General features: G+C 62.0%; 9 protein-coding genes. 5 read left to right on the forward strand and 4 right to left on the reverse strand.

The window, feature by feature from the left end; all coding sequences use genetic code 11:
• Window positions 1-15: 15 nt before the first annotated feature.
• Window positions 16-1,014 carry a LacI family DNA-binding transcriptional regulator gene (locus ABI_RS21930; protein WP_006275267.1) on the reverse strand — a complete coding sequence of 333 codons (999 nt, stop codon included), beginning with the start codon at window positions 1,012-1,014 and terminating at the stop codon, window positions 16-18.
• Window positions 1,015-1,058: 44 nt separating this feature from the next.
• Window positions 1,059-2,264, reverse strand: a complete 1,206-nt coding sequence (locus ABI_RS21935) for a multidrug effflux MFS transporter (protein ID WP_040309845.1) — start codon at window positions 2,262-2,264, stop codon at window positions 1,059-1,061.
• Window positions 2,265-2,356: 92 nt separating this feature from the next.
• Here ABI_RS21935 and ABI_RS21940 point away from each other — a divergent pair, with 92 nt between their 5' ends.
• Genes ABI_RS21940 through ABI_RS21955 form a run of 4 tightly spaced genes read left to right on the forward strand, consistent with a single transcriptional unit; the run spans window position 2,357 to window position 7,000 of the window.
• Window positions 2,357-3,481 carry a CapA family protein gene (locus ABI_RS21940; protein WP_050808391.1) on the forward strand — a complete coding sequence of 375 codons (1,125 nt, stop codon included), beginning with the start codon at window positions 2,357-2,359 and terminating at the stop codon, window positions 3,479-3,481.
• Window positions 3,478-4,482, forward strand: coding sequence for a hypothetical protein (locus ABI_RS21945; RefSeq protein WP_006275268.1), 1,005 nt, complete (start codon window positions 3,478-3,480; stop codon window positions 4,480-4,482). Before ABI_RS21940 ends, ABI_RS21945 begins: the two co-directional genes overlap by 4 nt.
• Entirely contained in the window at window positions 4,479-5,822 is a 1,344-nt protein-coding gene (locus tag ABI_RS21950) for an MmgE/PrpD family protein (protein ID WP_006275269.1), read from the forward strand. Before ABI_RS21945 ends, ABI_RS21950 begins: the two co-directional genes overlap by 4 nt.
• A gap of 5 nt (window positions 5,823-5,827) precedes the next feature.
• Entirely contained in the window at window positions 5,828-7,000 is a 1,173-nt protein-coding gene (locus tag ABI_RS21955) for a cytochrome P450 (protein ID WP_006275270.1), read from the forward strand.
• Window positions 7,001-7,366: 366 nt separating this feature from the next.
• On the opposite strand, the gene ABI_RS21960 is transcribed toward ABI_RS21955, so the two are convergent.
• Both ABI_RS21960 and ABI_RS21965 read right to left on the reverse strand, forming a co-directional pair.
• Window positions 7,367-9,562, reverse strand: a complete 2,196-nt coding sequence (locus tag ABI_RS21960; protein WP_006275271.1) for a TonB-dependent receptor — start codon at window positions 9,560-9,562, stop codon at window positions 7,367-7,369.
• A gap of 285 nt (window positions 9,563-9,847) precedes the next feature.
• Window positions 9,848-10,174: a hypothetical protein gene (locus ABI_RS21965; RefSeq protein WP_157139053.1), complete on the reverse strand. Its 327-nt coding sequence runs from the start codon at window positions 10,172-10,174 to the stop codon at window positions 9,848-9,850.
• Between the two features lie 311 nt (window positions 10,175-10,485).
• On the opposite strand from ABI_RS21965, the gene ABI_RS24010 reads away from it, so the two are divergent.
• A complete protein-coding gene (locus ABI_RS24010; protein ID WP_006275273.1) occupies window positions 10,486-12,495 on the forward strand; it encodes a polysaccharide lyase family 7 protein in 2,010 nt (669 codons plus the stop codon).
• Window positions 12,496-12,512 lie beyond the last annotated feature (17 nt).

Raw genomic sequence — 12,512 nt, forward strand, 5'->3', positions numbered from 1 at the left:
TCTTCTTCGGGTCGCTTACGCGCTCTCTCTGGCGACCAGGCTGAACCCGACATCAACCAGTGACGACGTCAACACCTCACCTTCGGCGCGACGGCGCAGCATGGCGATGGCCTCGCGCGCGATACGCTTGCCGTCGATATCGACCGAAGTGATGGTCGGCCGCATTTCACCCGCCACTGTGGCATTGCCGAAACCGACCACGGCCAGGTCATCGGGGACCTTCAGCCCCTGGGACATGGCCTCGATGATCAGGCCCTGGGCCAGCAGGTCGGTGCCACACACAACCACGTCCGGACGGGCTTCGAGCCGCTTCATGCGGGCGAAAACGCCGCGCGCCTGACCGAACTTGACCGGAAGTTCGATGATGTCCTCGGTCGGCGCGACCCCGCCCAGCTCCGCCCAGGTTTTCACCAGACCGTCACGGCGACGGCGTGCGCGGCTGGCATTGCTGGTCACCAGATGCGGCCGGCAATAGCCGCGTAGGTGCAGGAAGCGCGCGATCTCCTCGCCGATGGCTTCGTGCGAAAAACCGATGGCTATGTCGATCGGCTCCGTTGGCAGGTCCCAGATCTCGATGACGCTGGTGTTTGACTTGCGCAACAGGTCGCGCAGGTCGGGCGTCACCTCGCTGGTCAGGATGATGGCGGCGGCACGGCGCGACAGGGCCGCCATGACCAGCTCCCGCGTCCGCTCAAGCTGCAAACCGGTCACGCCCAGCATGACGACATGCTGCGAGGCCGACAACTCGTTCACCATGGCCTCGATGGTGTCGCTGAACACGGTGCTGGTCAGGTGCGGGATCAGGACGGCGACCAGGTCACTTTTCTGGGTGGCCAGCCCGCCGGCGACCAGGTTTGGGACATAGCCGATGGCATCGATGGCGCTCTGGATGCGTTGGGCGGTGTCTTCGGCGACGACCGACGGCTTGTTGATATAGCGCGACACGGTCGAGGCCGAGACGCCGGCCCGGGCCGCCACGTCGTCCAGTTTGAGATTGCGCCGGTCGAGTTTCATAGTTCCTTGATAGCACTGCAAAAAATCTGTGCAAGCGGGTGCAGTTAGCCAAAGAGACGCTTGCGGTCGCCGACCAGGATACAGGCGAAGGCCAGGGCGCCGCACAGGCAGGCCCCCAGCGGCAACAGCGCGATGTCGCCGGTCCAGTGTTGGCCAACAAAACCGCCCAGGCACGAACCGACCACGGCGGTGAAAACCCCTTGCAGCGACGCCGCGGTCCCCGCCACCGCGCCGGTCGGCTCCATCGACAGGGCGTTGAAATTGGCAGTGCACAGGGTCATGGCGGTCATGGTCAGGCCTTGCAGCACCACGAAACTGATCAGGGTTTCCTGGCCGGTGAAGGCCCAGACCATGTGGATGAAAGTGACTATGATGAAGACCACCAGGGCCGTGTGCGACATGCGGCGCACGCCCAGCTTTTCGACCAGTGTGGCGTTCAACACCGACCCGGCGGCCATCCCCAAGGCGCAGACGGCAAAGACCGGCGCCAGCCACTGCGGTTTGGCAAAGACATCGTGGAAGATCTGGGGCATCAGCGAGACATAGGCCAGCATGGTCGACAGCATGCAGGCCACAGCGAGGGTATAGACCACGCTGACCGGCTGGGTCAGGACGAACAGGGCGACGCTGATCAGGCGGCGGAGGTTGGGGCGCTGGCGCCTTTCCGGCGGGTGGGTTTCGGGCAGGCGCAGCCACATCCAGGCGCACACAGCCGCGGCCAGAACCGCGATCGCCAGGAATATCGCCGGCCAGGGCAGGACCAGCAGGATGAGCTGACCCAGGCTGGGCGCCAGCACCGGCACAGCCAGGAACATGACATAGCTGGTCGACATCACCCGCGCCATCTGGGCGCCGGAATAGAGGTCGCGCACCACGGCGCGGGTGACGACGCTGGCCGAGGCCGCGCACACACCCTGTAGCAACCGCAAGGTCAGCAAGGCGGGCAGGGTGGACACCAGGGCGGTGGCGGCCATCAGCACCGCGAACAAACCGATGCCGATCAGCAGCATGCGCTTGCGCCCCAGCCAGTCTGACAAGATCCCGAAGATAAGCTGGCCCAGGCCGTGGCCGAAGAAGAAAATCGCCACCACCCATTGCAGGTGGTTGGCATTATCGACGCGCAGCGACCGGCCGATCTCCGGCAGGGCCGGCAACATGGCGTCTATCCCCAAAGCCGTCATCGCCATGACGCACGACACAAGGGCGGCGAATTCGGGAAAAGACAAGGCCTTGGCCGGGGTTTCGGTCATCAAAGATCCGTTGCAAAAATTCATGCAAGCCCTTGCATATATCACCATGGCGTATATTGTTCTAAAATATAACTAATTATCAAGGGTGGATTGTGGAAGCGTGCGTTATTCTGGCGGTTGGGGACATTGCGCCGGATCGACCCGATCCCGACACCAGCTATGATGCCGTACGAGCGCGCCTGACCGCCGCCGACCTGACCCTGGCCCAGTTGGAGACCACCTTTGCCGCCAAGGGAGTGCGCTTGCCCCAGGCGCGTCATGCTGTCCTGGCGCCGGTTGCCGGCGCTGGCGCCGTGGCGCGTGCCGGCATCGACGTTATCTCCATGGCCGGCAACCACTGCCTCGACTGGGGCAGCGAAGCCATGCTGGAATGTATCAGCCACCTGGAAGGCGAGGGCGTCGCCGTGGTCGGCGCCGGTCCGGATATCGCCGCGGCGCGCAAGCCGGTGATCCGGACATTGCCCGACGGCAGCCGGGTGGCGGTGCTGGCGTACAGCTCCATCCTGCCCCAGGCCTATTGGGCGGAAGAGCGCCGGCCGGGTTGCGCGCCGATGCGGGCGCATACGCTTTACGAACAGATCGAACACGACCAGCCCGGCACGCCGGCGCGCATCCACACCTTTGCCCATCGCGGCGACCTGGCGGCGCTGGAAGCCGACATCCGCGCCGCCAAGGCCGAAGCCGACGTCGTTGTGGTGTCGCTGCATTGGGGCATCCACTTTGTCCGCGCGGTCATCGCCGACTATCAGCGCGAGGTGGCCAGGGCCGCTATCGCCGCCGGCGCCGACGCTATTTTCGGGCATCATGCCCACATCCTGAAAGGGGTCGAGGTCATCGATGGCCGGCCGGTCTTCCATTCGCTGTGCAATTTCGCCTGCGACCTGCGCATGGACGAAGCCCACGCCAGTTCGAAAAGCTTCAAGGAGATCCAGACCCTGGCCGAAGACTGGGTTCCGGATTTCGACAGCCTGTACAACTTCCCCAAGGCCTCGGCCCTGTCGATGGTGGCGCGGCTGGAGGTGAGCGCGGGCAAGGTGGTGCGCGCGGGCTTCCACCCGGTCCATATCGGCCGCGATTCCGTGCCGCGGTTCACCGCGCCGGACGATCCGAAATTCACCGAAACCGTCGACTATATGCGCGCCGTCACCGCCGAAGCCGGGTTAAATGGCGACTACACAATCGATGGCGACCTGGTCGTCGTGGGAGGTATCGGATGAAGACCCTGCGCTGGACCCTGCCGCTGGAAATGACGGTCGTCTTCTACCTGATCACCTACATTCCCAACATCATCCTGACCAAGCTTACCACGACCCAGGCCGTGGCGGCGTTCGGTCGGCCATTAAGCGGCCTGGAAACCCTGCCGGCGACCCTGATCGTCAACATGGTCCTGACAGTGGCCTTCTTCTGGCTGTCGGGCTGGCACCGTGACGCCCATGGTGTTCAGGCCGGCCCGATCCGCATTCCGGTCCCGACCTTCTATACGTTTCTGTCGGGGATCGGCACCTCGCTGGTCCTGTTCACCGTGCCGCTGTCCTTTACGTTGGAAGGCGTCAGCATCCCCTTTATCCAGCTTTTAATGCGCGGCGATATCCTGATCATCGCACCCATCGTCGACCTGATGTTCGGCCGTAAGGTCAAATGGTGGAGCTGGGTCGCCCTGGTCATGGTCTGCGTCGCTCTGTTGGTGGTCCTCAATGCCCGCGGCAACCTGTATTTGCCGCCCTTGGCCATCGCCACGATCGTGCTTTACACCATCGGCTATTTCCTGCGCCTGGCGGTGATGACCAAGATTTCCAAGAGCGGCGACGAGGCGTCGGTGCGGCGCTATTTTGTTGAAGAAAAGATCGTCGCCCTGCCGCTGTCGATCCTGGCCCTGTACCTGCTGTCGGCCAGCGGGATCAGCAAACAGGCCGACCAACTGACCAACGGATTCATCCATGTCTGGTCCGATCCCGTTATCTGGAAGCTGGCCGTCAATGGCTTCCTGCTGACCATCATCTCGGTCCTGGCGGCCGTCATCCTGCTCGACAAGCGGGAGAACAGCTACTGCGTGCCCTTGGAACGTTCGGCCTCTCTGCTGGCCGGGATCATCGCCGCCCTGGTCATGGCCTGGGTATGGGGCCTGCCGCATCCGACCTCGGCCGAGCTGACCGGCGCCGGTATCCTCATTGGGGCGATCTTCCTGTTGGCCCTTGCGCCGCGGTTCGCCAAGCCGTGACCCTGTCCGACGACATCTGCGCGCACATCGCCGGGGCGGCCGACATCGCGGAGCCCGCCCGGCATGCCACCCGGCGTTTCCTGCTGGACGGTGTCGGCGTCATGCTGGCGGCCAGCGGTCTGAGCCCCGAAGCCAGGGCCTTTGTCGCCATGGCCCAAGGCGAGGGACCTTGCTCGATCCTCGGCCACGGTGCCGCCGCGGCGCCGTTCGCCGCCCTGGCCAATGGTGCGTTTGGGCACGCGCTCGATTTCGAAGACGCCTATGACGCCGTGCCCTTGCATCCCAATGTATCGGCCATCCCGGCCGCCCTGGCCATGATCCAGGCCGGGGAGCCGGTCAGCGGGCATGACCTGATAACGGCGCTCACCATCGGTTGCGACCTGGTTTGTCGGCTGGGTCACAGCCTGACCCGGCCGCTGGAAGAGCGCAGCTGGTATCCGCCCATGCTGTTCGGAGCCATTGGGGCGTCGGCCGTGGCGGCGCGCCTGGCGGGCCTCAATGCCACGCGCACCCGTGATGCCCTGTCGCTGATGCTGTGCCAGTTGGGCGCGCCCGGCGAAATCCGCCATAGTCGCGGCACCGTCCTGCGCGCCGTCCGCGAAGCCTTTCCGGCCCAAGCCGCGGTCGTGTCAGCGCTTCTGGCTACCCAGGGCGTCACCGGTTTCGAGCAGCCGCTGGAAGGCGAGGGCGGTTTCTTCAGCCTCTATGCCGGTGGCCATTACGACGCCGGCCCAATCCTCGACGGTATGGGCCAGCGCTGGTACGGCGAGGCCTTGAGCTTCAAGCCCTGGCCGGCCTGCCGTGGCACCCATACCGCCATCGAATTGGCCCTGCGCCTTGACCTCAACCCGGGCGACATTGCCTCCGTCCAGGTCATGACCGGGGAGGTCCAGCACATGCTGGTTGAGCCTTTGGCGCGCAAACAGGCCCCGGCCACCGCCATCGACGCCAAGTTCAGCCTGCCCTTCACCGTGGCCGCCGCCCTTGTCTGTGGCCGGGTGACCCTTGCCGAGTTCGACGCCAGCAGTTTGCGCGACCCGGCCATCCTGGCCTTGGCGGCCAAGGTGACGCCTCTGGACCGGCCGGACTGGGGCCGCGATCGCGCCACTTCCGGCGGGTTGGTCGTCACCCTGACCGACGGCCGGGTCCTGACGGCCGAAGAGCATCAGGCCCTGGGGCATCCGTCGCGGCCTTTGAGTGACGACGACTTGGTTGCCAAGTTCACCGCCTGCGCCGCCATGAGCGCCCGTCCACTGGCAAGGGACGACGCCCACCGCCTGGCCAGGCAGATACTCACCCTTGATGATTGCCGCGATGCCGGCGCCGTTTTCCGAGTTTAAAACCCATGGACGATTTCGATCCGCTGCGCCCCGAAACCCTGGATAGCCCTTACGAGGACTACCGCCGCCTGCGCGCCGGCTGTCCGGTGGCCCATACCGACGCCTGGGGCGGTTTCTGGGCCTTGACCCGCCATGCCGATGTCGCCTGGGCCGCCGCAGACTATGCCGCCTTTACGACGACGGTGCAGAATGTCGTCCCCAAGGTGGCGACGACCGGCCGCCGGCCGCCCTTGCATCTAGATCCGCCCGAACATTCGCCCTATCGCCGTGCCATCAACCGGGTGCTGGTCGAACGTAGGGTGGAATCCCTACGGCCGTTTATCGTCAAGGTCTGCGACGAGTTGATCGATGCCATGCTATCCAGGGGGGGCGGCGAGATCTGCGCCGACTATGGCGCGGTGCTGCCGATCCGCGTCTTTGCCGAGTGGATGAACCTGCCGCCGCAGGACCAGTTGTGGCTGGCCGATGTGGCGCGGGTCTATGGCGCGGCTGTGCAGTCGGCCGACCAGACCACCACCCAGGCGACCAGCCTGCAACTCTACGACATGGCCCGTGGCCTGCTGGAAAGCCGCAAGGCTGTTCCGCTGCATCCGGACGAAGACGTGACCTCGGCGCTGCTGGCCGCGCGGGTGGATGGCCAACCTTTGCCGGACGAACTGATCCTGGGGACCATCCGTCAGGTGCTGGTGGTCGGCATCATCGCGCCGCAGGTGGTGTTCGGCTCGACGGTCGTCCATCTGTGCCGCCATCCGGAGCTGCAGGCGCAGTTGCGCGCGGAGCCCGAGCTTATCCCCGCCGCCATGGAGGAGTTCTTGCGGCTTTACACGCCCTATCGCGGTTTCGCTCGGACGCCGACGCAGGACGTGACCCTGCATGGCGTGACGATCCCGAAGGACGAGCCGGTGGCGCTGATCTATGCCTCAGCCAACCGCGACGAAACCGTGTTCGAGGCGGCCGAGACCTTCCGCCTGGACAGGCCGAACATGAAGGACTCCCTGGCATTTGGACGTGGACCGCACACCTGTCCGGGCTCTGGTCTGGCGCGGCTGGAGCTGAGCATTGCGCTGGAACGGTTGCTGGCAAAGACCTCAGCGATCGAGATCGCCGGCGAGATCATCCCGACACGCATGCCCGAAATCGGCACCCTGGTTGTGCCGGTGAAACTGGTGGGGCGCTGACCGCTAGCTGCTACACACCAAATTAAACACCAAAAGACGTCACAAACGCCCTCCTCCCTACGAAGTGGGGAGGGGAACCGCGAAGCGGTGGAGGGGTATTCTTACGGCGCAACACACTCTTAAGTTATTAAAGTTTCTACATATTATGTCTTTCAAGAACGTCTTGAATCCGCGTCGCGACGTCTTTTCCCTGTACCCCTCCACCGCTTCGCGGTCCCCCTTCCCATGAAATGGGGAGGAGGGCGTTTGTCATTCCCGTCATTGGTAGTTCTAACACTTGGCACAAAAAAGCCGGATGGCGCTAAGGCCATCCGGCAGGGGAAAGGGCACGACCGGGAGCGATCGTAGCCGCGACGGGAACGGAAGCTACCCGCCGAACTTGAAAAGAGCCCGCACACCATAGGTGCGCGGCGCGCCGTAAATAATGCCGCCATCGGCCGACGACGAAGACTGGATCTGCGACGCGATATAGACCTCGTCCGTCAGGTTGTTGATATACCCCTCCAGCAGCCACGACGGGTTGATGTCCCAGGTCAGGCGGGCATCGATGACATCGCGCGCCGGTACGATGGTGTTCAGGCTGGGGAAGGGCGTCGCATTTTGCTCGGTGATGTGCGACCACTGCAGCCGCGGTGTCAGCACCATGTCGCCGTCCAGGTCGAAATCATACTGGATGCCGCCATTGATCGTCCACTCCGGTGAGAATGGCAGGACCCGGTCGGCGGGTACCGACCGCAGATTGGTCGGACAGCCGGCATCGGTTCCCGGTGCATTGGTGTCCGAGATGCAGGCGCTTTGCGAGAATTTCGCGTCGAGATAACCGGCACCGAAGGTGAAGCTGAGATTGCCGAAATTGCCGATCAGTTCCAGCTCGGCGCCTTTGGATTCACCCGAGGTCGCGTTCTGGGTCGTCGGTAGGGCGCCAACCAGGCTGGAGAGCTGGATATCGCGATAGTCCGACATGAAGACGTCGGCATTCACGCGCAGATGGTTGTCGAACAGCTTGGTCTTGAAGCCCAGTTCGGTGACGAAGTTGGTTTCCGGACCAAAATTGGGCGTATTGGGCGTCAGGTTGACCCCGCCGGCCTTGTAGCCCTTGGACGCCGACAGATAGACCAGCGACCCGCCGTCAGTGTGATAGTTTACCGCCATCTTGCCGGTCGATTCCGCCGATTCCGCCGTGCCAACCACCGGGACCGCCAGCAGCGGCCCACCGGCGGCATAGCGCGTATAGACCTGGGTGTCGGTCGAATTGCGCAGCCCCAGCAGCAGTTCCCAGTTGGGCGTGACCTTCCATGTCGCCTGGCCGAAGATCGACTCAGATGTGTTGACGGCAAAGGTCTTGGACGTGGAGGTGACGGTGCTGACATAGTCGACATGGTTGTTGTCACGCAGCAGCAGCAGGTCGATGTCTTCGTCCATGCGGAAGGCACCCAAAACCCACTGGATCGGCGAGTCATCCGTCGAGATCAGGTTGATTTCGTGGATCGAGGTCGCCGTCAGTTGATAGGCGTTGGACACCCGGCCGGTGTTGCCCGCGGGCGGACGCGGCGGACGGGTATCGGTGCGGTCGCCATCGGTCTGGTCGCGGTTCCAGCCGCGCTGGAACGAGCCGAGATAGCGGACCTGCAACCCGTCGGTCAGGGCATGGCGCACCTCGATCGAGGCCCGGCTGCCGTTCTGGTTCATGTAGGAATAGCCGTCTTCCTGGATCTCGAACGGGTCCGTCGATACCGTGTCGTTACGGCGCTTGACGGCGTTGTTGTCGGTCTTCAGGTCGAACCATTCCAGGCGCAGGTTGAACTTCGTCCGGTCGTCGCTGGAGCGGATGGCCAGGTTGGAGCGCACGGAACTCAGGTCGGTATTGCCGGGCTGGCTCAGCGCCTTGGCCGAGATGTTGGTCGTGTAGCTGTCGCGCTGGTCCATGACCGCGGCGACTCTCAGGGCGACATTGTCGTTGAAACCGGCATTGACGGCGCCGACGACCCGCTGCTTGCCATAGTCGCCCAGGGTCACGTCCAGCATGCCGCTGTACTGGTTGTACTTTGGCTCAGGCGTGCGGACATAGATGGCGCCGCCGGTGGAGTTCTGGCCGGTCAGGGTGCCCTGCGGCCCGCGCAGGACTTCGACCGAATTGAGGTCGTAGAAGCTCTGACCGATGAACTGTTCGTGCGGGATCAACTGGCCATCGATATAGTAGGCGACGCCAGGGCTGGAGGTTGGGGCCGACTGGGCGATGCCGACGCCGCGGATATTGATAAAGGTCGACCGGTTGAAGGTATTGATGGCGACGGACGGCGCAACCGCTTGCAAATCGGCGACACTGGTCACGCCTTTTCGGGTGATGTCACCCGAAATAACGGTGGCGGCGATAGGGACGGTGCTGAGGCGCTGGCTGCGGCGTTCGGCGGTGATGACCACTTCGACGCCGTCATCCTGAATGGGTTCGGCGGAGGGCGCAGTGTCCTGGGCCTGGGCCAGAGCGGGCAGGGATACACCCGCCAACAGCAAGGCTGTCAAGGCTTTGAAGCGAAGTCCCCGCTGATGGGTCCGGTGGGTCATATGTGGTCTCCTGGGCCTGTCAGGCGCCGAAGCGCCAAATTAGTTATCAGTAATCATCATTATGTGTGATTACGTTTTTTCAGGCATAACGCCGTCCCGGGCGCGTTGCAACGGAAATGTGCAACGCGTCTGCTGTACGCTTGCATTCATCGTCGCGTGATGCAAATCCGCCACGACGCGCAGGCAAGGGCCGGGGCGAAGGGGTTTGTGACCGGCCCATCAGGCCAGTGTGCTGTTGTTAAAAGAACGCAGTTGGTCGCGGTTAAGGCGCGAAGGCGCTCGCCGTCAGTTGTCCGATGACGAGTCGCGCGTAAAGACGGCAAACTGGCCGTCGTCGAGGTCAGTGGCAATTTCGTAATTCATGATGGCCGATATGCCGCGACGGTTGGTTTGGACGAAGTCGTGGAAATTTCGCACGCTGTTCCTGTTGCCGACAATGACAACCTCCGCCTGATCGGACAGGTCATCGCAGATACGCGCATAGAAGTCGTGATCGTCTTCGCGGGCTGGCGCCATGGGCTCTGCGCCGTTCGGACCCGTCCGGTCGTCGCGGCCGTAATAGTCGGCAGCACTGTACAGGATCGGCTGAGTAACCTGACGACGTTTTGGCATGGTAACCCGGTTCTGTGGCATGTATCCGATCCCTTTTTGCACACGATAGCACCTGGCAATGAAATTTCGGATAAGAAAGTGGAAATACTCACCACAATTCAATGCTGCAGCGCGACGCAATTTCTATCGCAAAAGCGATATTGCGCGGGCGAAATGCCGGTCACTTCGGAAATTTTAATAATTAAGGCGTTTTTAACCTAAAGTATAAGCACTTTGTTTCCCAAGTAAATTACTTCCTGTTTACATTGTTTGTTTCCTTAAAAAACACAGGTTTCAGCTCAAGGATAGGCTGCATCATAAGGACATGGATGATGAATTTTAATTCGGATGACTTTGATCTCACACACTGGAAGTTAACCTTGCCCGTCGACAGCGACGGTGAGAATGACGGCAAGGCCGTCGAAGTTCTAAACCTGGTCGGGTATAGTGACGACCGTTTCTTCTATGTTGCACCTGACGGGGCCATGGTTTTTCGCGCTGCGGTAGAAGGTGCGACAACGACGGGTTCGACCTATGCCCGTTCTGAACTGCGCGAAATGCGAAATGGCGGCCTGGCGGCGTGGGGGCTGAACGAGGGCGGAACTCTGACGGCGACATTGTCGGTTAACCGGACCCCGGTTCTTGCAGACGGAACCCCGGGGCGAATCATCGTCGGCCAGGTTCACGGCGAGTCTCAGGAACTGGCATGTCTTTACTACGACAACGGCACTGTGTATTTCGTCAACGAACAAGCTGGCACCTCTGACATCGAAACGAAGTTCGAGCTGCTGAATGCAGCGGGTGAGGTTGCGGACATCGATCTCGGCGAAAAATTTTCTTATTACATTTCGGCAAAAGACGACCTGCTGATCGTCAGGGTTTATGCCGATGGCGATACCTATGAGTCGATTACGAAGATAAGCAATGCCTGGGCGGATGACAGCTTTTACTTCAAGAGTGGTGTTTACCTGGGTGTCAATGAGACCAAGGGGACAGGCGTCGGTATCGCCGCCTTCTACGCCCTGGATTTCGGACATGGCGCGGGCGCAGGCCTGGGTGGCTTGGCAAGTATAGCTCTCTCACATGTTGCGGTTTCCCTGAGCGGGACGGCGAAGGACGATGTCCTTCGCGGTGGTGACGATATCGATATCCTGTACGGTCTGAACGGTGATGATATCCTCAATGGTAGCGACGGCAATGACAAGTTGTATGGCGGCGGCGGCATAGACCGTCTCCACGGCGGGGCAGGGGCCGATTCCATGTTCGGCGGTGACGGCGACGACGTCTACATCGTCGACAATGTGTCGGACCGCGTCGTCGAATATATTCGCGAAGGCGCCGACATCGTTTACGCATCGGTCAGCTATGCCCTGTCGGTCAATGTCGAGACCCTGAAGCTGACAGGAACGAACGATATCAATGCCACCGGCACCAGGAACGGTGACGTCCTCACGGGAAACCAGGGGGCCAATCTGCTGGACGGGGGCGCAGGCAACGACCAGATGCAAGGTCTGGAAGGCAACGACACCTACTTTGTCGATGCCGCCGGCGACAAGGTCGTCGAAATGGTCCGGGCTGGTACAGACCAGGTCGTGAGCAGCGTCTCTTATAAGCTGACCGCAAATGTTGAGCACTTGACCTTAACGGGCTCAGCCTTGACGGGAACGTCCAACGACCTCAACAACCGTCTGCTGGGCAATGCCGAGAACAACACGCTGACGGCCCTGGCGGGGGACGACACTCTGGATGGCGGAACCGGAGCCGACACCATGGCGGGCGGCCTGGGCAATGACAGCTATTATGTCGATAACGAACTGGACAAGATTGTTGAGATCAGTACCGGGGGCTTCGAAGTCGTTCGCACCTCGGCCAGCATCGTTCTGAGCAACTATCTCGAAGATGTCTACATCGTCGCGGCTGGCGTCATATCGGCAACGGGCAACGGCAGTAACAACCGCATGGTCGGTGGGGCCGGGGACAATAACCTCACCGGACGTAGCGGAAACGACCTGCTGACCGGTGGCGCGGGACGTGACAGGTTCGTTTTCGACAGCGCCCTGTCGGCGACGAAAAATCTCGACACCGTTACCGATTTCAAGACCCGGTGGGACCAGATCGTGCTCGATCATCTGGTCTTTACCGCCTTGGATGTCGGGGTCGGAACGGAAAAAGCCTTCGTCGCCGGGACGTCCGCAACCAGCCTCGACCATAGGATCATCTATGATTCGGCGTCGGGCGCCCTGTATTATGACGCCGATGGAACCGGCATCAAGGCGCAGATTCAGTTTGCCCAGTTGTTGGGGGCGCCGGTTATTGGGTTTTCCGACATCCTGGTGATCTAAAGGGTTAACCAAGGCAC

Origin of the sequence: Asticcacaulis biprosthecium C19, assembly GCF_000204015.1 — a bacterium.
GTDB classification, from domain to species: Bacteria; Pseudomonadota; Alphaproteobacteria; order Caulobacterales; family Caulobacteraceae; genus Asticcacaulis; species Asticcacaulis biprosthecius.